General features: G+C 63.4%; 23 protein-coding genes. 7 read left to right on the top strand and 16 right to left on the bottom strand.

What is annotated here, in order from left to right:
- Positions 1-219 precede the first annotated feature (219 nt).
- The 12 genes from P3C50_RS18860 to P3C50_RS18915 all read right to left on the bottom strand — a co-directional run bounded on the left by P3C50_RS18860 (position 220) and on the right by P3C50_RS18915 (position 10,322).
- Complete coding sequence (locus tag P3C50_RS18860; protein ID WP_275547123.1) at positions 220-534, bottom strand: YkgJ family cysteine cluster protein; 315 nt, start codon at positions 532-534, stop codon at positions 220-222.
- A gap of 63 nt (positions 535-597) precedes the next feature.
- Positions 598-1,125 carry a DUF2878 domain-containing protein gene (locus tag P3C50_RS18865; protein WP_275547124.1) on the bottom strand — a complete coding sequence of 176 codons (528 nt, stop codon included), beginning with the start codon at positions 1,123-1,125 and terminating at the stop codon, positions 598-600.
- Positions 1,118-2,392: an SAM-dependent methyltransferase gene (locus tag P3C50_RS18870; RefSeq protein ID WP_275547125.1), complete on the bottom strand. Its 1,275-nt coding sequence runs from the start codon at positions 2,390-2,392 to the stop codon at positions 1,118-1,120. The genes P3C50_RS18865 and P3C50_RS18870 overlap by 8 nt, the downstream gene beginning before the upstream one ends.
- The gene (locus P3C50_RS18875) at positions 2,379-3,179 is read right to left on the bottom strand and encodes a DUF1365 domain-containing protein (RefSeq protein ID WP_197854868.1); all 801 of its coding nucleotides are present in this window, start codon (positions 3,177-3,179) and stop codon (positions 2,379-2,381) included. The genes P3C50_RS18870 and P3C50_RS18875 overlap by 14 nt, the downstream gene beginning before the upstream one ends.
- Positions 3,179-4,426 carry an NAD(P)/FAD-dependent oxidoreductase gene (locus P3C50_RS18880; protein ID WP_197854870.1) on the bottom strand — a complete coding sequence of 416 codons (1,248 nt, stop codon included), beginning with the start codon at positions 4,424-4,426 and terminating at the stop codon, positions 3,179-3,181. Before P3C50_RS18880 ends, P3C50_RS18875 begins: the two co-directional genes overlap by 1 nt.
- A complete protein-coding gene (locus tag P3C50_RS18885; RefSeq protein ID WP_197854872.1) occupies positions 4,423-5,178 on the bottom strand; it encodes an SDR family NAD(P)-dependent oxidoreductase in 756 nt (251 codons plus the stop codon). Before P3C50_RS18885 ends, P3C50_RS18880 begins: the two co-directional genes overlap by 4 nt.
- Positions 5,175-5,597 carry a nuclear transport factor 2 family protein gene (locus P3C50_RS18890; RefSeq protein ID WP_275547126.1) on the bottom strand — a complete coding sequence of 141 codons (423 nt, stop codon included), beginning with the start codon at positions 5,595-5,597 and terminating at the stop codon, positions 5,175-5,177. Before P3C50_RS18890 ends, P3C50_RS18885 begins: the two co-directional genes overlap by 4 nt.
- Positions 5,594-7,030 carry a deoxyribodipyrimidine photo-lyase gene (gene phrB / locus P3C50_RS18895; protein ID WP_275547127.1) on the bottom strand — a complete coding sequence of 479 codons (1,437 nt, stop codon included), beginning with the start codon at positions 7,028-7,030 and terminating at the stop codon, positions 5,594-5,596. The genes P3C50_RS18890 and phrB overlap by 4 nt, the downstream gene beginning before the upstream one ends.
- On the bottom strand, positions 7,018-7,974 hold the full coding sequence (locus tag P3C50_RS18900) for a MerR family transcriptional regulator (RefSeq protein WP_275547128.1): 957 nt from the start codon (positions 7,972-7,974) through the stop codon (positions 7,018-7,020). The genes phrB and P3C50_RS18900 overlap by 13 nt, the downstream gene beginning before the upstream one ends.
- A 4-nt stretch (positions 7,975-7,978) precedes the next feature.
- The gene (locus P3C50_RS18905) at positions 7,979-8,929 is read right to left on the bottom strand and encodes a DUF523 and DUF1722 domain-containing protein (protein ID WP_275547129.1); all 951 of its coding nucleotides are present in this window, start codon (positions 8,927-8,929) and stop codon (positions 7,979-7,981) included.
- Between the two features lie 167 nt (positions 8,930-9,096).
- Positions 9,097-9,339 carry a TIGR02450 family Trp-rich protein gene (locus tag P3C50_RS18910; protein WP_275547130.1) on the bottom strand — a complete coding sequence of 81 codons (243 nt, stop codon included), beginning with the start codon at positions 9,337-9,339 and terminating at the stop codon, positions 9,097-9,099.
- Positions 9,336-10,322: an NAD(P)/FAD-dependent oxidoreductase gene (locus P3C50_RS18915; protein WP_197854882.1), complete on the bottom strand. Its 987-nt coding sequence runs from the start codon at positions 10,320-10,322 to the stop codon at positions 9,336-9,338. Before P3C50_RS18915 ends, P3C50_RS18910 begins: the two co-directional genes overlap by 4 nt.
- Positions 10,323-10,683: 361 nt before the next feature.
- Between P3C50_RS18915 and P3C50_RS18920 the strand changes: the two genes are divergently transcribed.
- The 4 genes from P3C50_RS18920 to P3C50_RS18935 all read left to right on the top strand — a co-directional run bounded on the left by P3C50_RS18920 (position 10,684) and on the right by P3C50_RS18935 (position 15,031).
- Complete coding sequence (locus tag P3C50_RS18920; RefSeq protein ID WP_275547131.1) at positions 10,684-11,586, top strand: TIGR01777 family oxidoreductase; 903 nt, start codon at positions 10,684-10,686, stop codon at positions 11,584-11,586.
- A gap of 12 nt (positions 11,587-11,598) precedes the next feature.
- A complete protein-coding gene (gene hemH / locus P3C50_RS18925; protein WP_197854884.1) occupies positions 11,599-12,621 on the top strand; it encodes a ferrochelatase in 1,023 nt (340 codons plus the stop codon).
- 162 nt (positions 12,622-12,783) lie between these two features.
- Positions 12,784-14,115, top strand: a complete 1,332-nt coding sequence (locus tag P3C50_RS18930) for a spinster family MFS transporter (RefSeq protein WP_275547132.1) — start codon at positions 12,784-12,786, stop codon at positions 14,113-14,115.
- Positions 14,116-14,257: 142 nt separating this feature from the next.
- On the top strand, positions 14,258-15,031 hold the full coding sequence (locus tag P3C50_RS18935; protein ID WP_275547133.1) for a hypothetical protein: 774 nt from the start codon (positions 14,258-14,260) through the stop codon (positions 15,029-15,031).
- A gap of 4 nt (positions 15,032-15,035) precedes the next feature.
- Here the strand turns inward: P3C50_RS18935 and P3C50_RS18940 are convergent, their stop codons facing one another.
- A complete protein-coding gene (locus tag P3C50_RS18940) occupies positions 15,036-15,758 on the bottom strand; it encodes a substrate-binding periplasmic protein (RefSeq protein ID WP_275547134.1) in 723 nt (240 codons plus the stop codon).
- A 74-nt stretch (positions 15,759-15,832) separates the two neighbouring features.
- Positions 15,833-16,174 carry a zinc ribbon domain-containing protein YjdM gene (locus P3C50_RS18945; protein ID WP_275547135.1) on the bottom strand — a complete coding sequence of 114 codons (342 nt, stop codon included), beginning with the start codon at positions 16,172-16,174 and terminating at the stop codon, positions 15,833-15,835.
- Between the two features lie 452 nt (positions 16,175-16,626).
- On the opposite strand from P3C50_RS18945, the gene P3C50_RS18950 reads away from it, so the two are divergent.
- Positions 16,627-17,421, top strand: coding sequence for a gamma-glutamyl-gamma-aminobutyrate hydrolase family protein (locus tag P3C50_RS18950; RefSeq protein WP_275547136.1), 795 nt, complete (start codon positions 16,627-16,629; stop codon positions 17,419-17,421).
- 26 nt (positions 17,422-17,447) lie between these two features.
- Here the strand turns inward: P3C50_RS18950 and P3C50_RS18955 are convergent, their stop codons facing one another.
- Both P3C50_RS18955 and P3C50_RS18960 read right to left on the bottom strand, forming a co-directional pair.
- Complete coding sequence (locus tag P3C50_RS18955; RefSeq protein ID WP_275547152.1) at positions 17,448-17,921, bottom strand: LEA type 2 family protein; 474 nt, start codon at positions 17,919-17,921, stop codon at positions 17,448-17,450.
- 86 nt (positions 17,922-18,007) lie between these two features.
- Positions 18,008-18,721 (bottom strand): GntR family transcriptional regulator, encoded by a 714-nt coding sequence (locus P3C50_RS18960; RefSeq protein ID WP_275547137.1) that lies wholly within the window; start codon positions 18,719-18,721, stop codon positions 18,008-18,010.
- Between the two features lie 184 nt (positions 18,722-18,905).
- Here P3C50_RS18960 and P3C50_RS18965 point away from each other — a divergent pair, with 184 nt between their 5' ends.
- Positions 18,906-20,660, top strand: coding sequence for an IlvD/Edd family dehydratase (locus tag P3C50_RS18965; RefSeq protein ID WP_275547138.1), 1,755 nt, complete (start codon positions 18,906-18,908; stop codon positions 20,658-20,660).
- A 93-nt stretch (positions 20,661-20,753) separates the two neighbouring features.
- The gene (locus P3C50_RS18970) at positions 20,754-22,106 is read left to right on the top strand and encodes a gluconate:H+ symporter (RefSeq protein WP_275547139.1); all 1,353 of its coding nucleotides are present in this window, start codon (positions 20,754-20,756) and stop codon (positions 22,104-22,106) included.
- Positions 22,107-22,118 lie beyond the last annotated feature (12 nt).

Raw genomic sequence — 22,118 nt, forward strand, 5'->3', positions numbered from 1 at the left:
GAAAGTGTGCGGGACGAGTGATGGATTCGACTAATTAATAATAAATTCTGCTTTGTTCTATTTTTTTGATATCAATCCATGGTGTGCGACGCAGTAGCGCACTGGATTGGTGCTGGTGCACTGAAATGGCTCGATGTGGAGCTAAGTATTTCTTCGCAGTTGATCGTTATGTATTTATAGAAATGCACTTGGCCAGCATTAAAATTCATACATAAGATGTTACTGACTGTAGGCGGTGGCGATACCGCGGCGTTCTTCCAGGCAGTCGCTTGCACCGAGTTCGAACTCGCGGCAGATCAGCGGGCGCTGTGCATAGATGGTGCAGCGCATGGTGTCGCGGTCGAGCGCTATGCACCAGCCGTCGTCCAGGCGGCGCATGACCTCGCCGCCCCAGTCGTCGGTCTCGACGTAGCGTTGTGGCACGCCGGTGTCGCCGATCAGCATGACTTCCAGCTGGCAGCAGCAGGCCGCACAGGTGCTGCAACTGATCTCTGGGACGGTCGGCAGTTGGGTGTGTGGGATGGTCTCGCTCATGGCGCGGCAGTGTACGCCACGCCGTGGCGATCAGGGACTTGGGCTGACAGGCGCGACGCCACCCTAAGCCGAGCGTCGGCTGCGCAGGCGCTGCTCGTATTGCGCGCGATACAGCCTGGCGAAGCCGTGTAGTACCGGCATCACAACGGCCCAGATCAGCGCCAGAATGGCCAGGGTTTGCCAGGTGCCGAGCGGCAAGGTCACACCTGCGATCTTGGCGCCGCCGTAATAAGACAGCGGTGCGGCAAGTGCGCCCAGCAGGCTGCCGCGCCACCAGGGCTGCGCCGTCCAGGCCAGGCAGTGGTTGAGCGTGCTGGCCAGCAGCAGCCAGAGTAGCGCCAGCCACAGGGGGATCAACTGGCGCGGTTCGCCGAAGTCGAACACCCCGAGGTTGAGCAGAAAACTGTCCAGCGCACTGCCGGCGAGAAACACGCTGAGCAGCAGCTTGCCTTCCGCTGCCCAGCTGCTGACCCACAGCAGGTGCACGCCGATGATCGCCGCCACTACCAGCAGCCAGGGGCCATCGCCGGCGAACACGCAGACGAGCCAGCCGAGCTGGAACAGGAGGGCGTTGGCGATCAGCTTAGGCATCGAAGTTTCCTAACAGTGGCGCAGGGCGAGCGGCCGGTTTGGCCAGCAGCAGTTGCGCGGTGCCAATGGTGCGTTCGAGGAAGCCGCCTTCGCAATAGCAGAGGTAGAACTCCCACAGGCGATAGAAGTAATCGTCGTAGCCCAACTGCTCCAGACGCTGGCGGGCCTGGCGCAGGTTGTCATGCCACAGGCGCAGGGTGCGCGCGTAATGCAGGCCGAAGTCTTCCATGTGATGCAGGTTGAGGTCGGTATGCCGGGTGACCACGTCTAGCATCTTCTGCACCGAGGGCAGGGCGCCGCCAGGGAAGATGTAGCGCTGGATGAAATCCACCGAGCGGCAGGCCTGCTCGTAGCGCTGGTCGCGAATGGTGATGGCCTGCAGCAGCATCAGCCCTTCGGGCTTGAGCAGGCGCGCGCACTGCTCGAAATAGGTGGGCAGGTAGCGGTGACCGACTGCCTCGATCATCTCGATGGAAACCAGCTTGTCGTATTGGCCCTTGAGGTCGCGGTAGTCTTCCAGCAACAGGATCACGCGGTCCTCCAGACCCAGCTCGCGGATGCGCCGCGCGGTGTAGGCGTGCTGCTCGCGCGACAGCGTGGTGGTGGTCACCCGACAGCCGTAACGGCTCGCGGCGTAGAGCGCCATGCTGCCCCAGCCGGTGCCGATTTCCAGCAGATGATCGGAGGGCTGCAGGGCGAGCTTCTGGCAGATACGTTCGAGCTTGTTCAGCTGCGCCTGCTCCAGGCTGTCGTTCTCGCTCCTGAACATGGCTGCCGAGTACATCATGGTCGAGTCGAGAAACTGCTCGAACAGATCGTTGCCCAGGTCGTAGTGCGCGGCGATGTTGCGTCGCGAGCCCTGCCGGGTGTTGCGATTGAGCCAGTGCAGGCCCTGGATCAGCGGGCGCCCGAGACTTGCCAGGCCGCCCTCCATGGCATCCAGTACATCGAGGTTGGCGACGAAGATGCGGATTACCGCCGTCAGGTCCGGCGTGCTCCAGTACCCGTGGATATAGGCCTCGCCCGCGCCGATGGAGCCGTTGCCGGCCACCAGGCCCCAGATGGCAGGGTCGTGCACCCGGATCTCGGCGCGCAGCTCGCTCTGCGGCGTGCCGAAATGCAGGGTGTCGTTGCCCTCCTGGATCAGCAGCAGGCCGTGGCGCAAGCTCTCCAGTTGGCGCAGTACGGCGCGTCGCAAGAGGCTGGCACCGATACCGTTGCCACTGCGTACCAGGCTTCGGGTAGAGGTCAGGCTAGAGCTCTTCATGGTGCATGTCCTTCACGTGCGGGCGGGCAACGCGCAAGTGGCCTTGCGCGGGGGTGTGGTCGAAAATCGGGATACGCTTGAGCAGCAGGCGCAGGGCCTGCCAATAGATGGCGGCCAGGGTCTTGCCGGTCATCCACGGGAAACTGAGCAGATAGCGATGCAGGCTGGCGCGGTCGAGCGCCTGGCGCTGCAGGCTGAGGCTGGCATCGAAGACCTTGGTCTCGCCTTGCCAGTCGGCCATGTGCACGCCAAGACGTTCGCCCACCGCGCTGAAGCTCATGCGGTATTCCAGTTCGCGCGGCAGGAAGGGCGAAACATGAAAGGCCTTGTCCACGCTGACCTGGTGACGCCCGTCGCCCTCTGCCGGCAGCACGTAGTGATAGCGCTCGCGCCACGGCGTGTTGCTGACTTCGCAAAGAATCGCCACCAGGCGTTCCTCGCTGTCATGGCAGTAGAAAATGCTCACCGGATTGAAGGCCAGGCCCCAGCTGCGCGGCTGCGTCAGTACGCAGATGCGCCCCTGCGGGCGCGCGCCAAGTGCCTCCTCGACGAGATCGCGCACCGCCTGGTGCAGCGCCACGCCCTGGCGCGTGGCCTTGGGCAAATAGTCGGTCTCGCGGAAGGCGAACGGCGCGAAGCGGCCGGAGCCGGCCAGCGCCGAGAGCGCGAACAGCTGCGCCTGCTCGCTCAGGTCGAGATACAGCAGGCCCATGCGATAGCGAAAGGCATGGGCGCGCGGGGCGAAGCGGCGATGCTGCACCCAGCCGCCGTACAGGGCGCTGTACATCACAGCGTTTCTCCGAAGGTGCGTGCCACGCGTAAGGCGCTGATCACGCCGTCTTCATGGAAGCCGTTGGCCCAGTAGGCGCCGCAGTAATAAGTGTGCTGGGCGCCGAGGAATTCCTCCCAGCGCGCCTGGGCAGCGGTGCCGGCCAGGCTGTATTGCGGATGGGCGTACTGGAAGCGCGCAAGGATCTTGGTCGGGTCGATGGCAGCCGTCTGGTTGAGGCTGACGCAGAATGTGGTATCGCTCTCGACGCCCTGCAGGATGTTCATGTTGTAGGTGACGGCTGCAGGCTGATCGGTCGGCCCGCCCAGCCGATAGTTCCAGCTGGCCCAGGCCAGCTGGCGCTTGGGTAGCAGGCGCGTGTCGGTGTGCAGCACCACGTCATTGTTGGCGTAGGGCAGGGCGCCGAGAATGTCCTGCTCCTGAGCGCTGGCCTGATCGAGCAGGGCCAGGGCCTGGTCGCTATGGCAGGCGAAGATCACCTTGTCGAAGCGCTCGGCGCCGGCTGCGCTGTGCAGGGTAACGCCGTCCTGATCACGGACGACGCGGCTGACCGGGCAGTTGAGGCGAATGCGTTCGGCGAAGCTTTCGGTCAGCGGGGCCACGTAGCTGCGCGAGCCGCCTTCGATCACCTGCCAGGTCGGCCGGTCGCTGACCGAGAGCAGGCCGTGGTTCTTACAGAAGCGTACGAAGAACTGCAGCGGGAAACCGAGCATGTCGGCCAGCGACATCGACCAGATGGCCGAGCCCATCGGCACGATGTAATGCTCGATAAAGCGGCGGCCGTAGCCGTTGCGCTCGAGGTATTGGCCGAGAGTGACATCGGCGCCGATGCGGTTGCTGGCCAGGTCGTCCAGCGACTGACGATTGAAACGCAGGATGTCGCGCAGCATGCCCCAGAACGCCGGCGACAACAGGTTGCTGCGCTGGGCGAACAGGGTGTTGAGGTCGTGGCCGTTGTACTCCACGCCGGTGGCCGGGTCGCTCACCGAGAAGCTCATTTCGGTGGGTTTGTAGCGCACCCCGACCTGCTCCAGCAGGCGAATGAAGTTGGGATAGGTCCAGTCGTTGAAGACGATGAAACCGGTATCGATGGCGTAGTTTCGCCCCTCCACCTGCACGTCGACGGTGTGGGTATGGCCGCCGATCCAGTCGCTGGCCTCGAACACCTGGATGTCGTGCCGGCGGTTGAGCAAATAGGCGCAGGTCAGGCCGGCGATGCCGCTGCCGACGATGGCGATTTTCATGCGTTGTCCTCGTTACGCGCCAGACGGCGACCTATGGCCAGTTGCAGGCTGCTGGGCAGGCTGCCGAGCAGTTTCAGGACGGCGATGAAGGGAGTGGGAAAGGCGATTTCGTGCGGGCGCTTGTCCAGGCGCGCGGCGATATGCCGGGCGGCGCGCTCCGCCGGCCAGCGCATGGGCATGGGGAAGTCGTTCTTCTGCGTCAGCGGCGTATCGACGAACCCGGGGCTGACCAGGGTGACGTCGATGCCTTCTGCCGCCAGGTCGATGCGCAGCGTCTGCATCAAATAACGTATGGCCGCCTTGGACGCGCCGTAGGCTTCGGCTCGTGGCAGCGCCAGGAAGGTTACCGAACTGCCGACCCCGACCAGATGCGGGCGCTCACCCTGGCGCAGCAGAGGCAGGGCGGCTTCAATGCAGTAGCTGGCGGAAAGCAGGTTGGCGCTGACCACGCGTTCGATCATCGCCGCCTCGAACTGGCGAACCTCGACGTATTCGCAGGTGCCAGCGTTGAGGATCGCGCAATCCAGCGCCCCCCACTGCTGAGCGATGCGCTCACCGATGGCGCGCACCTGCTCGGGATCGGTCAGATCACCGGGGGCCACCAGCACCTGCTCGCCATAGCGTGCGGCCAGGACTTGCAGCGGGCCCGTGCTGCGGGCGCTGAGCGCCATTCGATGGCCGGCGCGCAGCAATTCCTCGGCCAGGGCCGCGCCGATGCCGCTGCTGGCGCCGGTCAGCCAGATGCGTTTCATGCCAGCCTCCGTTTCAGCCAGGCGATCACGCGGCCAAGCACGGGCAGGTGCTCGTAAAGCAGCGCGCCGGCATCGAAGTAGTCGCGGTGCCGGTAGACGCGCTCGCGCCAGAGCAGGTGCGAGCAGCCTTCCACGGCGATTTCGGCACCGCCGCGCAGGCGCGGGTGGCGGTAGTACATGGTCCAGCGCAGGTAGCCTTCGTCGTCTGCGACCTGGTCGAAACCGTGAAACTCGAAGCGCAGCGCCTTGACGTTGGCGTACAGCTCGGCGAAGTAGCGGCGCATCTCGCTCAGGCCGTGCACTTCATGCAGCGGGTCGCGAAACAGCACATCGTCGCTATACAGCTCGCCCAGGCGATCGAGGTTGTCCTTGTTCAGCGCGGCGAAGCGCTCGGCGAAGTCGCGCAGGAAGGTGCTCATGCCATGACCTCGCGGCCCGGAAGGTTCTTGAACGCGGCCAGGGCGCGCTCGCGCGAGCGCGACAGGTCGACGATCGGCCGCGGATAACCGGATGGCGCGAACAGGCCGCCGAGCGCGGACGGATCATGGATGTCGCGCTTGTTCAGCGCGGCCAGCTCCGGCACCCACTGGCGAATGAACTGGCCATCGGGGTCGAATTTCTGCGACTGGCTGATCGGGTTGAAGATGCGGAAGTAGGGTGCGGCATCGGTGCCGGTGGAGGCGCTCCACTGCCAGCCGCCGTTGTTCGCGGCCAGGTCGCCATCGATCAGGTGACGCATGAAGAAGCGCTCGCCCTCGCGCCAGTCGATCAGCAGGTTCTTGGTCAGGAACATGGCGACGACCATGCGCAGGCGGTTATGCATCCAGCCGGTTTCCCGCAGTTGGCGCATGGCCGCGTCGATGATCGGCAAACCGGTGCGGCCCTCCTGCCAGGCGGCCAGCTCCTGCGGCGCGTTGCGCCAGGGCAGCGCCTCGGTTTCCAGGCGAAAGGCCCGATGCCGCGATACCCGCGGGTAACCGACCAGTATGTGCTTGTAGAACTCGCGCCAAAGCAGCTCATTGATCCAGGTAACGACGCCCTGGTTGCCGCTGTCGAATTCGCCACGGTTGGCGGACAGGGCGGCATGCAGGCATTGCCGGGGCGAGAGGATGCCGGCGGCCAGGTAGGCCGAAAGCTGGCTGGTGCCCGGTTTGGCGGGGAAGTCGCGTTCGTCCTGGTAAAAGGCCACCTGTGCGTCGACAAAGTGCTCCAGACGTTGCTGCGCCGCTTGCTCTCCGGCGGGCCACAGCAGGCGCAAGCTGTCGCTGGGCGTGGCGAAGCCCTTGACGCTGTCGGGAATGGCGTCGCGCTTCACGTCCAGCGGCGTCTGCGCCTTTGGCAGCGCGACCGGCGCCGGCATGGCTGTGTGCAGGCGCTCGTAGCAGACCTTGCGGAACTGGCTGTAGACCTGAAAGTAACCACCGGACCGTGTCAGCACGCTGCCCGGCTTGAACAGAAGCTGGTCGAGATGGCTGTGCCAGGTGATCGCCTGCTGGTTGAGGTAGGCGCTGACCTGCCGATCACGCTGGCTTTCGTTGATGCCGTATTCCTCGTTGGCGTGCACGGCGCAGATGTTGTGCTCCTGGCAGACATCGGCGACCAGGACCGGCACTTCGCTCCAGTCATGGCACTGGCGCACCAGCAGCGGCACGTTGAGTGCGGCCAGGGCCTGGCTCAGCTCACGCAGGTTGCGCAGCCAGAAGTCCACCTTGCACGGCGCGTCGTCGTGGCGCTGCCATTGGCCGGGCGTGACGAGATACAGGGCAATGGTCGAGCCGCTACTCATGGCCTGGCTCAGGGCGGTGTTGTCCTGAATGCGCAGGTCACTGCGAAACCACATCAGTTGTTGCATGGGGCTACCTCTTGAGCGTTTAGCAGGCGGTGACGCTGCAGCCAGGCGTGCGCGGCGAGCGGGTCGTTGGCCGAATCCAGGTCAGTGAGGGCGTCGCGGTGAATGTAGGCAGCTGGGCCGGCGATAAGCAGCGGCACCGGGCATTGTTCGGCCAGGCGTGGCAATTGGCGGCGCACCAGGGTGCCGTCCAGTGCGTCCTCGGCGTAGAGCAACACGGCACGCGGTGCGATGTGTTCCAGCGCCGTCAGCAATTCATTGGGCGGCAGCGGCCAATCGAAGACTTCCACCGGGCAATCGCTGGCACTGGCTAGCCAGGCGCACAGCCACAGGCCTGGCTCCATCGGCGCCTTGCCCAGGTTGACCAGTAGCAGCGGCGCGCCGCCGACCTGGCGATTGCAGTGGTAGATGCGGGTGGCCAGTTTGCTGCGCAGCCAGGACAGGAAGAACACCTGCTCGGCGCGCGCACCGAACTGGCCCTGCCAGCGCTGGTGCAGGTCGCCGAGCAGTGGCCAGAACAGCTGTTCGACCAGGGTGCTGGCCGGGTAGAGCGCCAGTGCCGAGTTGAAGCGATCGTCCAGGCGACGTTCATTGAGCTGGACGATGCAGCCGAGCATCTCGTTGCGCTGGCGTGTCCAGTTGTCGCCGCCGGTGGCCTGGGGCACCTGGCCGTGGTCGAGCAGCGCCTTGACCTGGCCGACGGCAACACCGCGGGCCAGCCAGGCGAGAATGGCGTTGATGCGTTCGAGGTTGGCCGGCGAGTAGAGGCGATGGCCCTTGGGCGTACGGTACGGCACGATCAGACCGTAGCGGCGCTCCCAGGCGCGCAGGGTCACCGGGTTGATGCCGGTGCTGCGCGCCACCTCGCGGATCGGCAGGTAGCCCTGGTCGAGCGCCTGGCGGTAATCGTGACTGGTGTCTTCGTCGGCGATGGTTTCGCGGGTCATGGCGTCACAGCGCGTTGCGCAGGGCAAGAGGCTCAGGGTGTGGCTGCAGGTAGGCCTGCTCGGCGATGTAGCGATCCGGGTGGCGGCGGAAGTGGTGCTTGAGCAGCGTCAACGGCACCACCAGCGGCACGATGCCCTCGCGGTACTGGCCGATCAGTTGCTGCATCTCCTGCTTCTCGTCAGGGCTCAGGGTGCGCTTGAGGTAACCGCTCAGATGCTGCAGCACGTTGCTGTGGGTGCCGCGGGTGGCACACTTCTTCAGCGCGCTCATCAGCTCGCTGAAGTAATGCGGCGCCAGTTCGCCTAGGTCGTGTTGGCTCAGTTCGCCGAGCAGGCGCCCCAGCGACTTGTAGCGCAGCGGGTCGGTGGCCATCAGCAGGTACTTGTAGCGCGAGTGAAAGGCGATCAGCGAGCGACGGGTCAGCCCCTGTTGCAGCAGGCGCTGCCATTCGGCGTGGGCGTAAACGCGGGTGATGAAGTTCTCGCGCAGCACCGGATCGTTGAGGCGACCGTCTTCCTCCACCGGCAGATCCGGATGCCGCGCGCAGAAGGTGGCGGCGAAGATGCCGCGGCCTGGCTCGCTCGGGCGGCCGCCGTCCTGATAGACCTTGACTCGCTCCAGGCCGCAGGAGGGCGATTGCTGCATGAAGATATAGCCGTTGATGCCCTGCAGTTCGCTCGCCATGCGCTCGCCATAGGCGGCCAGCGCATCGGTCACATCGCGCGAGCGGTCGACGCTGCCGACAGCACGTGGCGCCTGCGGATCACCGACCAGGCGAATCGGCTCGCGTGGGATCGGCATGCCGATCCCGACTTCCGGGCAGACCGGAACGAAGTCGAAGTGTTCGGCCAGGCTGCGGCTGCACAGCCGCGATAGCTTGTGGCCGCCGTTGTAGCGTACTTCGGCACCCAGCAGGCAGGCGCTGATACCCAGTTTGGCTTTGCTCGCTTGCATAACCCGACCTCGAAGAACCTTGTACATGAAATTGATCATGTACAACTTGTGTCCATCATAGGTGTGCGATTGTACAAGTCAAATCATTTGTACAGCTTTGGTATTGCTTTGTCGGGCAAGCACACGACAGCCGCAGAAGCGGCGCCGTTGAGAGCGGGGAGGAGGGATCAGCGCCAGCCTTGTAGCCAGCGCTCGCAATCCTGCAGTTGACGCCAATCGAGTTGCTGGCTGCGTCGGGTGAGTACAGCCTGGAGCTCCACACCAAGGATATTGTCGGCCTCGTCGCGGATCAGTTCGGTGACCAGGAAGTGGCGCTCGCGATTCTGTGGTTGCGCTGCCGTCCACTTCGACAGCAGCAGCTTGCGCGGGTTGAGATGACGCCTGCCAGGCCTGTCGTTGGGCAAACTCACTGCAGGTGCTCGAGCAGGCGCCGCGCCGCATCCTGGCCACTGAGCCAGGCCCCCTCGACACGACCGGACAAGCACCAGTCGCCACAGGCATACAGCCTCAGGTCGGCATCGGCCAGCGCGCCCCATTGGTGCGCCTGCGCCGGCCGGGCATAGAGCCAGCGGTGAGCGAGGGTGAAACTCGGTGGCGGCACCGTGCAGCCGATCAGTTCGGCGAAAGCACCATGCAGTTGTTCGATCACCGCCTCCCTGGCCAGGTCCAGATGCTGTCGGCTCCAGGCGCTGCTGGCGTGCAGTATCCAAGTGTCGAGGTGGTTGTCGCGGCCGGGTTTGCTGCGGTTGCGGGCGAGCCAGTCGATCGCGCTGTCCTGCACGAAGCAGCCCTCCACGCGGGTGTCCAGCGCGCTGTCGAAGCCCAGCGCCACTGCCCAGGTCGGCTCCATGACCACGCTCGCTGCGGCGCCGGCCAGTTTCGGTGCGGCCGCCAGCAGGGCACTGGCCTGCGGCGCGGGCGTGGCAACGATGACGTGACTGAAAGGGCCGTGGCTGTTGCCGTCGGCGTCCAGCAAGCTCCAGTAGCGGTCGCCGCGGAAAACTTCGGTGATGCGGCAGTTGAACCTGACCGGCAGGGCACCGAGCATGGCGCGGGTGATGGCGCTCATGCGTGGGCTGCCGACCCAACGCACCTGCTCATCCGGAGAGGCGCTGAGCTGACCATCCTGAGCGTTGTACAGACTTGGCTGCCACTCGGCGGCCCAGCCCCGCGTTTGCCATTGCTGCACCACTTCGACGAAGCGCCGGTCGCGGGCGGTGAAGTACTGTGCGCCGAGATCCAGGCTGCCAGCGTCGCTGCGTTTACTGGCCATGCGCCCGCCGCTGCCGCGACTCTTGTCGAACAGTTCGATGTCCTGCCCGGCGGCATGCAGGGCCTGGGCGGCGGAGAGCCCTGCGATGCCGGTGCCAATGATGGCGATGGGTGCGTTCATGGTTACCTCGTCAGCGCTGAATGCTCTACAGGCTAAGGTTTGGACAAAAGCTATACAAGGATGTTTTCATGTACAGCTGATGCCGTTCGAACCTGCTCAAAGCCTGCTGCGCGTCGGCTCTGCTGCGTTAAAAACAGGCTCGGACTGCTCATTTACAACTCGTAAAGTCGAGCGCGACTCCGACCGGTCCTCGCCTGTTTTTGCCTTGCATAGCTCTAGCTCGCCAGCCTTTGAACAGGTTCTGAGTGGCGCTCCCTTGCTTTAGGTTTAGGACAAACGCGGCATTCGATAAAGGCACGTGCGCGCGTCATGAACCAGACTAAAGGTGAAGTTACTTCCATTGCCAAGCGAGGACGATGCCATGCACATCCTGCTGACCGGCGGTACCGGTCTCATCGGTCGGGCGCTATGCGCGCACTGGGCCGAGCGGGGCCACCGCCTCACCGTCTGGAGTCGTGAACCCAGCAAGGTCGCACGTCTGTGCGGCTCCGACGTACGCGGTATCGCCCAGCTCGAGGAGCTGGCTGACGAGCCCCTGGACGCCGTGATCAACCTGGCCGGCGCGCCGATTGCCGACAAACCCTGGAGCAGCAAGCGTAAGGCGCTGCTGTGGTCCAGCCGTATTGGTTTGACCGAGCAATTGTTGGCCTGGTTGCAGGGCCGCACGCAGCGCCCGGCCGTCTTGTTGTCTGGCTCGGCAGTGGGTTGGTACGGCAACGGCGGTGAACGTGAACTGAGCGAAAGCACGCCGCAGGTGACCGATGATTTCGCCGCGCAGTTGTGCGGCGCCTGGGAGGAGACCGCTCTGCGTGCCGAGGAGCTGGGGATTCGCGTGGTGCTGATCCGTACCGGCCTGGTGCTGAGCCCCGATGGCGGCGTGCTCAAACGCCTGCTGCCGCCATTCAGGTTCGGCTTGGGTGGCCGCCTCGGCGATGGCCGGCAGTGGATGCCGTGGATTCATATCGCCGATCAAATCGGCCTGATCGATTTTCTCTTGCAGCAAGACGATGCTCGCGGTCCTTATAATGCCTGCGCGCCGATACCGGCGCGCAACGTCGAGTTCACCAAGGCGCTGGGCCAGGCACTGAGTCGCCCGACCCTATTGCCGGTACCGGCCTTCGTGCTGCGTACTGCGCTGGGCGAGATGTCCGAGTTGCTGCTCGGCGGTCAGCGTGCCGTGCCGACGCGCCTGCTGGAGGCGGGTTTCAGTTTTCGTTTCACCCATCTGGATGTGGCTCTGGTGGATTTGCTGAGCCATCACTGACTAGGATTTCGCATGACCGATCACGCATTGTTGCTGGTTAACCTGGGTTCGCCCGCGTCCACCGAAGTAGCCGATGTCCGCCGTTACCTTAATCAGTTCCTGATGGATCCCTACGTGATCGATCTGCCCTGGCCGCTGCGTCGCCTGCTGGTGTCGCTGATCCTGATCAAGCGCCCCGCGGCGTCGGCGCATGCCTATGCATCGATCTGGTGGGATGAAGGCTCGCCGCTGGTGGTGCTCAGTCGCCGCCTGCAGGAGGCGATGAAAGCTCAGTGGAGTCATGGCCCGGTGGAACTGGCCATGCGCTACGGCGAACCGTCCATCGAGTCGACGCTGCAACGCCTGGCCGCTCAGGGCGTTCGCCAGGTGACGCTGGCGCCGTTGTATCCGCAGTTCGCCGACAGCACCACGACCACGGTAATCGAAGAGGTCAAGCGGGTGGTGCGTGAGTGCGGGCTGGACCTGCGCCTATCCATACTGCCGCCGTTCTACGACCAGCCGGAATACCTCGATGCCCTGGTGGCCAGCGCCAAACCCTACCTGGAGCAGGATTTCGACCACCTGTTGCTGAGCTTCCACGGCCTGCCGGAGCGTCACCTGCACAAGCTCGATCCCAGTGGCCATTGCCTGAAAGGCGACGACTGCTGCCGCAACGCTTCGCCCGAGGTGCTCGCCAACTGTTACCGCGCGCAATGCCTGCGCAGCGCCGAGCTGTTCGCCGAGCGAATGGGCTTGCGCCCGGAGCAATGGTCGGTAAGTTTCCAGTCGCGCCTGGGGCGTGCCAAGTGGATCGAACCCTACACCGAGGCGCGTCTCGATGAGTTGGCCGCGCAAGGAGTGAAGAAGCTGCTGGTGATGTGTCCGGCCTTCGTCGCCGACTGCATCGAGACCCTGGAGGAAATCGGTGATCGCGGCCGCGAGCAATTCGTCGAGGCCGGTGGCGAGAGCCTGCAACTGGTGCCCTGCCTGAACGATCACCCGGACTGGGTAGCGGCGCTGAACGCGCTGTGCGAACGAGCGCCCTTGTCCATCTGAGTCGGGCCTGATCGCCGAGGCGAGCCATTCGCCTCGGCGGGTATGAAGCATTCGCCGACCTGATAACACCTTCGAGCGATACTCACGGCTGTTTATATCGTCCTAAGCTGACGCCACTTTCAACCGCCGCGCACCGCGTCAGCGGTGCCGAGGAGAGCGTCCGTGCATAACAACAATAACGGCTACCCCTCCAGTACCCGAGCCTGGGTCACTGTTGCCATCCTGATGGTGGCTTACGTGCTGTCCTTCGTCGATCGGCAGATTCTGAACCTGCTGGTCGAGCCCATCCGCCGCGATCTTGCGATCAATGACACGCAGATGAGCCTGCTGATGGGCCTCTCGTTTGCCCTGTTTTACACGATATGCGGGATTCCTCTCGGGCGCGTGGCCGATACGCGCAGCCGGCGTGGGTTGATCGCCGTGGGCATCCTGTTCTGGAGCGCCGCCACAGCTGCCTGCGGCATGGCCAAGATGTACTGGCAGTTCCTGCTCTGCCGCATCGGTGTCGGTGTGGGGGAGGCGGCTCTTTCGCCTGCAGCCTATTCGCTTATTGCTGACAGCTTTCCCGCCGAGCGCCGGGCTACGGCGATCAGCGTTTACTCGATGGGAGTCTATCTGGGCTCGGGCCTGGCCTTTCTGGTGGGCGGTCTGGTCATCCAATTCGCCTCGGCACAGGGCGACGTGACCCTGCCGGTGCTGGGCGAGGTACGTCCCTGGCAGCTGATCTTCCTTATTCTCGGTGTCGCCGGCGTGCTGTTCACCTTGCTGATGCTGGCGGTCAAGGAGCCGGCCCGGCGTGGCGCCGGCGCGGGCGTGGCGGTGCCGCTCAGCGAAGTGGGGCGCTACATTCGCGCCAACCGGCGTACCGTGCTGCTGCACAACTTCGGCTTCGCCGGCCTAGCTTTCGCCGGCTACGGCAGCGCGGCCTGGGTGCCGACCTTCTATATCCGTACCTATGGCTGGGACGCCGGCCAGGTTGGCATCGTCTATGGTTGCATCGTCGCGGTGTTCGGCTGCCTCGGCATCGTCTTCGGCGGACGCCTGGCGGACCTGATGGCCAAGCGCGGGCGCAGTGACGCCAACATGCGCGTCGGTCTGTACGCCGCGCTCGGTGCGCTGCCGCTGGTAGCGCTGTTCCCGCTGATGGACTCCGCGTTCTGGGCCAGCGTGCTGCTGGCGCCGACGGTGTTCTGCCTGAGCATGCCGTTCGGTGTGGCGCCTGCGGCGATTCAGGAAATCATGCCTAACTCGATGAGGGGCCAGGCGTCGGCCATCTATCTGTTCGTCATTACTCTGTTCGGCCTGGGGGTAGGTCCGACCGCGGTGGCGCTGGTCACCGACTTCGTCTTCGCCGACGATGCGGCGCTGCGCTATTCACTGCTGATCGTCACCACCCTGGCGGTGCTGACGTCGGTCATCCTGCTGGCCAAGAGTCTCAAGCCCTATCGTGAGAGCGTGACGCGACTGGAGCAATGGGCTGCCAGCCCGGCCTGAACAGGCGCCTTTTCCGACTTGCCGGGCTCTGTCCGGCACGGTTTATGCGCCAGCGCACGGGCAGCATGGAATTTTTGCGCTTTACTGAGGTTCTGAGTGTTGCGCGCGTCACTCCGGCGCGCGCCAGCCAGGGAACCTCCGGATGGGAGCGAGGCCAGTGTCTGCCGTGCAGGGCAGGGCATTCAACGACTCGATAGTGTGGCGACGGTTAGTGCTGCCGGGGCTCGCTGCGCTCCTGTTGCTGGGCGGCTGCACGGGCCGCCTGGACAACGACTCCATCGTCAACACGCGCAGCCCGCTCAAGCCCGCCGAAGTGCTGCAGACCGACGTCGACCGCATGGCGACCCTGGCCATGCGCAACAACCTCAACAGCCTTTATCGGCTGATGAACAAGCTGTACCAGCGCAACCCTCGCGAATGGCGCAAGAACTCCCTGCCCGACGCCGCGGCGGCCGAGCGCGCCATCCAGTACGCCATCGAGCATAATCAGGACTGGCCGACTCTGGGCGGCCGGCGCGATGTCGCCGCGCTGGATTATTCCTTGAGCCCCGGGTTTCAGGGGGACCGCGTGGCGGCCTTCACCTATGCCATTGGCAGCATGCTGGTCACCGCGCACGGTGGCCGCACGGAGTTCTATCTGACCGATAGCTTCGATGCGCAATTCATCCACAACGCCGCGCGTAACCTGGAGAAGGCCGGCTGGATGCTGTCGCAGCGGCGAGACGCCGCAGGCCGGCCGTTGCTGCTGTCCAACGAGTTCTCCGAACAGGGCGTCAACCTCAGCTACGCGGTGGAGTTCGGCAAGATGGTGGCGCGTCTCGACCTGCTCACGCACGTGCTGGAGGAGCGCTACCGGCGCATGGGGGCCAACTATGCGCAGAGCTTGTTCCTGCTGAACTTCCTGCCGGTGCAGTAGCGCGTCACGGATGCCAGCGCTGCTGGATTTCCTCCAGCGTTCCGGCTTTGCGCAGACGCACCAGGGCTTTGGAAAATTGCCGGGCGCGCTCGGTATCGCCTTTGGCGAAGGCGACGAAGCGCGGCATCCGGATCAGCGGGCGAGGGAGCACGCGCACCTGCTCCTGGGCGCGCTGTTCACGAATGAAATAAAGCAGCTGGGTGTGGTCACCGACGATGATGTCGATGCGCCCGGCCAGCAGCATCGATATCAGTTGCCGTGGGTTCTGTGCACTGCTGTCGCGGGCCAGATCGGCGCGATCGAACTTCTCTTCATAGGCATAGCCGCGAACCTGGCCGATCACGTAGGGCGAAAGATCGTCCAGCGTCTTCCAGTCTTTGATCGCGGTCTTGTCGGTGGTCATGAACACGGTGGATCCACTGCGCAGCGGGCCTACCAGTTCGTATTGCTGCTGACGTTGCGCGGTGCCGGCGAACTGGAAGGCCATCTGCACTTCGCCACGATCGAGCATGCGCTTGACCCGCTCCCAGGGATACAGACGAATTTCGTAGGGTACCTGTGCTTCACGCAGCACGGCGTCGATCAGTTCGACATCGAGCCCGCGTGGCGTATCGTCTTCGGCGGTGACGAAACTGTAAGGCGCGAACTGCTCGTCGCCCACGACCCGCCAGGGCTGCGCTGCCAGCGAATGGGTCAGTGCCAGCAGAGCGAGCAGCAGATAGCGCATGGCGGGATACCTCGTGACCGACCTGTATTCAGGCTAGTCAGTTTCTGCGAACGAGGCGGCTGAAACGATGAATATCAGACCTTGCGCACGAACTCGGACTTGAGCTTCATCGCGCCGATGCCATCGATCTTGCAGTCGATATCGTGATCGCCGTCGACCAGGCGGATGTTCTTCACTTTGGTGCCGACCTTGACCACCAGCGAGGAGCCTTTGACCTTCAGGTCCTTGATCACGGTGATGGTGTCGCCGTCCTGCAGCAGGTTGCCGACCGAGTCCTTGATCACGCGCGCGTCGTCGCTGGCCTCGGCATTCTCGCCGGCTTTCCATTCATGGGCGCACTCGGGGCAGACCAACTGATCGCCGTCTTCGTAGGTGTATTCGGAGTTGCATTTGGGGCAGGGCGGCAGAGCGGTCAAGGGGTGTCCTCGGAGGTCATGAGAAAACCGCAGATTATATAGGGTTTTGTCGACGAGCGCTGCTCTAGGGCGAGGCGCGTCTGGCAGTCGAGTGTTTTAAATATTGGACTTTTGTTGAGGCCGGTTTTACTGGGGATGCCCGTTTTGCGCCTTCAAGAGCGGTTGACGAATATGATTCGTCAAAAGATTTTGAGCGTATTCGTTTGACATATTTTACGGCTCGGGCAGACTGGCAGCAGATTCCGTTGCCGAACCGGGTAACGGGCAGCATCGCTGCAGCCCCTCTCTGGATGGAGCTGACCCGGTTCGAGCCGCCGTCGGAAGGCGACACGCTGGCTCAGGAAGAGTATGGGTGCACGGGGTTAGCCAAACAGGCCATCCGTGTAGGCAGAGCCTCTGCCGGACACCGGTCTGCACAGCAACGACAGGCCCGGCCTGTTCCAAGGTGACGTATGTCCGACAACAAGATTCGCAGCACCGCTCGCAAACCCGTCGTGTTGATGTCCATGGGCGCTCAAGAGCGCAAGGGCCACGACTATCAAGTCATGACGCACAAATATATCCAGCCTCTGGTCGAGTTCTCCGGTTGCGTACCGGTATTGGTGCCCACCTGCTGTGGCATCGAGGATCTCGATCAGTATCTGGATATGGCCGACGGCGTGTACCTCACCGGTGCCGGCAGTAACATCGACCCGGCACTTTATGGGCAGGAGAACGAAACGCCGAACAAGGCGCAGGATCGTGACCGTGATCTGTTCGACCTGCCGCTGATTCGCGCCGCCATCGCCCGCGGCCTGCCGATCTTCGGCATCTGCCGTGGCATGCAGGAAATCAACGTGGCGCTGGGCGGGGACATCTACCAGAAGGTCTATGCCGAGCCCGGCTTCAACGATCATCGTGAAAATCCCGATGACCCGGTCGAGGTACAGTACGCACCCAGCCACAGCGTGCGCCCGGTAGCGGGCAGCTGGTTCGCCGAATTGCTCGGCAAGGACGAGATTCAGGTCAACTCCCTGCATGGCCAGGCCATTCGCAACCTGGGCAAGGGGTTGGAAGTGCTGGCCACCGCCGAGGATGGCCTGATCGAGGCGGTTCACGCGCCAAGCCTGTCGCCGTTCCTGGTCGCGGTGCAGTGGCACCCCGAATGGCAGGCTGCACTGAACCCGGATTCGGTGAAGATCTTCCAGGCTTTCGGTGACGCCTGTCACCGTCGTGTGGCCTCACGTAGCAGCCGTCAGGCTGCCTGAACCAGGCACCGCCGCCGGCCCCTGAATCAGTAGGGGCTTGGCGGCTGCGGCCAGTTAAGGGTGCCACTGTCGCTGAAGCGGCGCGTGCCGAACAGGCCATCGGCCAGTTTGCCGCGCAGCACGTAGGGCACTTCCTGGCCCGGTTGATAGCCGGCGACGCCCCAGGCCTGGCGCATTACCGAAAACGCCGAAATGCTCACCGGCACGCTCACCAACGTTTCGCCGAAGCGCGGCACGCTGCCGCTCTGGTCGCTGACACCGCTGGCCAGCGGCTGGCCGTTCACGTCTAGATCCAGCGCCATGCCATTGAAATTCACCGTGCTGTCGTTGGGGTTCTGCACCCGCAGCTTGACCGCGAAGCGCACCTCCAGGCCCTGGCCGGGCAAAGGCTCCAAGCCGACCAGATCGACCCGCAACGGATCACGGTTGCCCAGGCTGGCGCAGGCGCTGAGGCCCAATATGAGCAGGCAGGTGAGGGTGAAGCGAGTGAGGCGAGGCATAGACATCGATCTACATCCATTAGCAGAGGTCACTGCATAGAGACTCTTGATGTCGGCGTTCTGCTCAATGGAGTGCGCGAGCGTGGTTAACTCGCCGTTTGCTGTGGCGCGGTGAATCCCAGGCTACGACGGTTATGAGCCGCAATATAGGTGTCGCGCGAGGGCCTGAGATGGGCGTGGCACAACTCGACCAGGCGCTGCGTATCACCCTTACGTAGCGCTTCGATGAGTAGCCAGTGCTCCTGGCGTGCCTGCTCCACGCGTTCCGGCAGCACCATGGTCGATGCTCGAATCGAGTGGGCGCGCTGCGCGTGATCCTGGATCGCCGCCACCAGTACCGGATTGTCGGAAAGGCCGAAGAACTCCCGGTGGAAGATCACGTTGAGGCGGAAGATTCGGCGCAGGTCACCGGCTGCCACAGCGGCGTCATGCTGTTTCTGAATTCCGATCAGGGCATCGAGCCGCCCCTCGCTCAGCGGAAAGCGAATCATCCGTGCGCCCTGGGTTTCCAGCAGTTCACGTACTGCGTAGAGGTGCTCCACCTCTTCCGCACCATAGGCTTTTACCAGTGCGCCGACATTGCGTTTGCGCTCGACCAGGCCCATGCGCTCCAGTTCGGCCAATACCTGACGGGCCACATGGCGCTTGAGTTGGAAACGGCTGAGCAACTCATCTTCCACGAGTCGCTCGCGCGGGTGCAGAGCGCCGAGCACGATCTCTTCCTCGAGAATTTCCACCACCCGGCTCACGGTTGGCTCGATATCCCGTGTTCTTGCTGTGTTCACGACGTCCAGGGTCACGCTGCCTTCTTCCGCGTCATTGGGGCTACGGCGCCAGAATATAGAGCGCTTTGCCCTGTGTCTCAATTGGTCTGGGGGATACCGCCAGCCTCTGGTCGGCAAGGCGATGGTTGCCAACGCCGAATTGACGTGGCTAACTATGTCGACAGGATTATCAATAATCTAATCGACAAGAGACTGCCGCATGACAAAAAAAGCAGCCGATACCCCTGCTGTGGTTGTACCCAAAGGCATTCGCAAGGGGCTTACCAATTATGGCGATACTGGATTCTCGCTATTTCTGCGCAAGGCCTTCATCAAGGGTGCCGGTTACACCGATGAGGCGCTGGACCGCACCATCATCGGTATCGCCAATACCGGCAGCGGCTACAACCCTTGTCATGGCAATGCGCCGCAACTGATCGAGGCGGTCAAGCGTGGGGTGATGATGGCGGGTGGGCTGGCCATCGATTTTCCGACCATATCCGTTGCCGAGAGCTTCTCCGCCCCCACCAGTATGTACCTGCGCAACCTCATGTCGATGGACACCGAGGAAATGATCCGTGCGCAGCCCATGGATGCAGTCGTGCTGATCGGTGGTTGCGACAAGACCGTGCCGGCGCAGTTGATGGGCGCGGCATCGGCCAACGTTCCGACCATCCAGCTGATTACCGGCTCGATGCTGACAGGCGGCCATCGTGGCGTTCGGGTTGGCGCCTGCACCGACTGCCGGCGCTTCTGGGGCCAGTTCCGAGGCCAGGAAATCGATGAACAGGAAATCAGCGAGGTCAATTCCAAGCTGGTAGCCAGTGTCGGTACCTGCTCGGTAATGGGCACGGCCAGCACCATGGCCTGTCTGGGCGAGGCATTGGGTATCGTGATGCCGGGTGGTGCGTCGCCACCCGCGGTGACCTCGGACCGTATTCGCATTGCCGAGCTGACGGGCAAGCAAGCCGTGGAGATGGCCCGCAGCGGCCTGACACCTGACAAGATTCTTACCGCCAAGGCGTTCGAGAATGCCCTACGGGTGCTGCTGGCCATCGGCGGCTCGACCAACGGAATCATTCATCTCACGGCAATTGCCGGACGCATGGGCTTCGATATCGACCTGGCGGCGTTCGATCGCATGAGCCGTGAGACACCGGTACTGGTCGACCTGAAGCCATCCGGGCAGCACTACATGGAGGATCTGCACCGAGCTGGTGGTCTGCAGACCGTACTGCATCAATTGCGCCCGCTGCTGCACCTGGATGCACTGACGGTGACCGGACGGACGTTAGGCGAAGAACTGGATGACGTCCCGGTGTTCATCCAGGACGTGGTGCGTAGCTTCGATGAGCCGATTTACCCCGCCGGAGGCATTGCGTTCCTGCGCGGTAACCTGGCACCGGAGGGCGCCATCATCAAGCAGTCCGCCGCCGATCCGGCGCTGATGGAGCACGAAGGGCGCGCCGTTGTCTTCGAAAATTCCGAAGACATGGCGCTGCGCATCGATGACCCGGAACTGGACGTTAACGCCGATGACATCCTGGTACTGAAAAACATTGGGCCCATTGGTGCGCCAGGCATGCCGGAAGCCGGTTACCTGCCCATTCCGAAGAAGCTGGCCCGTGCCGGCGTCAAGGACATGGTGCGTATTTCCGATGGCCGCATGAGCGGCACGGCGGCCGGTACGATCGTCCTGCACGTGACGCCCGAGGCGGCCAAAGGTGGGCCTCTGGCGTTGGTGCAGAACGGTGATCGCATCCGTTTGAGCGTGGCCGAGCGCAGCATCGAACTGAAGGTGTCCGACGAAGAGCTGGCGCGGCGGCGTGCGGCCTGGCAGGCACCCCAGCCGGTCGATGCCGAGCGCGGTTACCGCAAGCTGTTCTACGAGCAGATCACCCAGGCCGACAAGGGCTGCGATTTCGAATTCCTGAGGCCTCCATCCATGCAAGCCAAAGTGCCGGGGGATCGTTGATTCCCTGAGCACACGCCATGTGCCGCCTGGGCATCGCTCCAGGCGGCGTTTTTCCCGTCAGCACTCCCCCTACAAGAACAAACGGAGTTACTCATGGAAAACACCACCCTGGTGGTGGCCGTTTCGGTCAGCGCCATCGTCGCCTTGCTTATTCTTATTGTCCGATTCCGCTTTCAGCCCTTTCTCGCACTGATACTGGTCAGCGTCGGCGCCGGCCTCGCCCTTGGCATGCCGGCGCAGGAGTTGCTCGATTTCATCGTCAAATCCATGGGCGGGACCTTAGGTTTCGTTGCTCTGATCATTGGCCTGGGCGCCATGTTCGGCGAGATGCTGCGGGTCAGCGGCGGTTCCGAGCGGCTGGCGCTCAATCTCGTCGAACGCTGTGGCGACAGAACCGTGCCCTGGGCCCTGGGGCTCGCGGGGTTTCTGGTGTCGATCGCGGTGTTCATCGATGTCGCCATCATCATTCTGGTGCCGCTGATCTATGGCATCGCCAAGCGCACCAAGCGCTCGTTGCTGTACTACGGCATTCCCCTATGCGCGGGGCTGAGCGTGACCCACACCTTCATTCCGCCAACGCCGGGGCCTATCGCTACGGCGAGTATCCTCGGTGCCGACCTCGGCTGGGTGATCATATGGGGCGTGATTGCCGGCTTGCCCGCGATGGCCGTGGCCGGGCCCATCTTTGGCAAGTTCATCGCCAGCCGCATCTTCGTGCCGGTCCCGGAGCACATGAACCAGGGCGCGAGCAACTTCGATGATGCGAGCCGGCTGCCATCGTTCCGCTCCGTGGTGTTGACGTTGCTGTTGCCGCTATTGCTGATCCTCGGCAACACCTCGGCGGAGCTGCTGCTGGCCGAAGGCAATCCACTGCGCGACGTGCTGATGTTCGTGGGCAATCCGATCATCGCCTTGCTGCTTACCTGCCTGATGACCTTCTGGGTCTTCGGACACAAGCGTGGCTACAGCAAGGATGAGCTGCAGAAAATTGCCACCAAGGCACTGGAGCCTGCCGGGATCATCATTCTCATCACCGGAGCTGGCGGTGTGTTCGGTAAGGTGCTGGTCGCTTCCGGCATCGGTGAGATTCTCGCCTCCGGCATGCAGAATTTGGGCTTGCCATTGGTATTGTTCGCCTTCATGACTTCGGCGGTAATGCGTATTTCCCAAGGCTCGGGAACGGTCGCGATGATCACCGGAGCCAGCCTGACGGCGCCAGTGGCCGAATTGATGGGCGTGGGGGATCAAATGACCGCTCTGCTGGTGATCGCGATCGCCTGTGGCGGTACGGCATTCTCCCATGTCAACGATTCAGGCTTCTGGATGGCCAACCGCTACTTCGGCATGAGCGTCTCCGATACGCTGAAATCCTGGACTGTGATGAAATCCCTGGTTGGCCTGACCGGTCTGGTGATCTGCCTGGTGATCAGTCCGTTCATAGGTTGATCCGTCTCGTCG

It is taken from the genome of Pseudomonas sp. Marseille-Q0931 (genome assembly GCF_940789645.1).
Classification (GTDB): Bacteria; Pseudomonadota; Gammaproteobacteria; order Pseudomonadales; family Pseudomonadaceae; genus Aquipseudomonas.

Coding starts and splice junctions, on each gene's coding strand:
- phrB (WP_275547127.1), bottom strand. CDS start 7,030: ATGCAACAACTGATGTGGTTTCGCAGTGACCTGCGCATTCAGGACAAC.
- hemH (WP_197854884.1), top strand. CDS start 11,599: ATGACCGATCACGCATTGTTGCTGGTTAACCTGGGTTCGCCCGCGTCC.
- P3C50_RS18865 (WP_275547124.1), bottom strand. CDS start 1,125: ATGCCTAAGCTGATCGCCAACGCCCTCCTGTTCCAGCTCGGCTGGCTC.
- P3C50_RS18935 (WP_275547133.1), top strand. CDS start 14,258: ATGGGAGCGAGGCCAGTGTCTGCCGTGCAGGGCAGGGCATTCAACGAC.
- P3C50_RS18940 (WP_275547134.1), bottom strand. CDS start 15,758: ATGCGCTATCTGCTGCTCGCTCTGCTGGCACTGACCCATTCGCTGGCA.
- P3C50_RS18920 (WP_275547131.1), top strand. CDS start 10,684: ATGCACATCCTGCTGACCGGCGGTACCGGTCTCATCGGTCGGGCGCTA.
- P3C50_RS18970 (WP_275547139.1), top strand. CDS start 20,754: ATGGAAAACACCACCCTGGTGGTGGCCGTTTCGGTCAGCGCCATCGTC.
- P3C50_RS18880 (WP_197854870.1), bottom strand. CDS start 4,426: ATGAAAATCGCCATCGTCGGCAGCGGCATCGCCGGCCTGACCTGCGCC.
- P3C50_RS18950 (WP_275547136.1), top strand. CDS start 16,627: ATGTCCGACAACAAGATTCGCAGCACCGCTCGCAAACCCGTCGTGTTG.
- P3C50_RS18965 (WP_275547138.1), top strand. CDS start 18,906: ATGACAAAAAAAGCAGCCGATACCCCTGCTGTGGTTGTACCCAAAGGC.
- P3C50_RS18870 (WP_275547125.1), bottom strand. CDS start 2,392: ATGAAGAGCTCTAGCCTGACCTCTACCCGAAGCCTGGTACGCAGTGGC.
- P3C50_RS18860 (WP_275547123.1), bottom strand. CDS start 534: ATGAGCGAGACCATCCCACACACCCAACTGCCGACCGTCCCAGAGATC.
- P3C50_RS18955 (WP_275547152.1), bottom strand. CDS start 17,921: ATGCCTCGCCTCACTCGCTTCACCCTCACCTGCCTGCTCATATTGGGC.
- P3C50_RS18875 (WP_197854868.1), bottom strand. CDS start 3,179: ATGTACAGCGCCCTGTACGGCGGCTGGGTGCAGCATCGCCGCTTCGCC.
- P3C50_RS18885 (WP_197854872.1), bottom strand. CDS start 5,178: ATGAAACGCATCTGGCTGACCGGCGCCAGCAGCGGCATCGGCGCGGCC.
- P3C50_RS18905 (WP_275547129.1), bottom strand. CDS start 8,929: ATGCAAGCGAGCAAAGCCAAACTGGGTATCAGCGCCTGCCTGCTGGGT.
- P3C50_RS18900 (WP_275547128.1), bottom strand. CDS start 7,974: ATGACCCGCGAAACCATCGCCGACGAAGACACCAGTCACGATTACCGC.
- P3C50_RS18890 (WP_275547126.1), bottom strand. CDS start 5,597: ATGAGCACCTTCCTGCGCGACTTCGCCGAGCGCTTCGCCGCGCTGAAC.
- P3C50_RS18915 (WP_197854882.1), bottom strand. CDS start 10,322: ATGAACGCACCCATCGCCATCATTGGCACCGGCATCGCAGGGCTCTCC.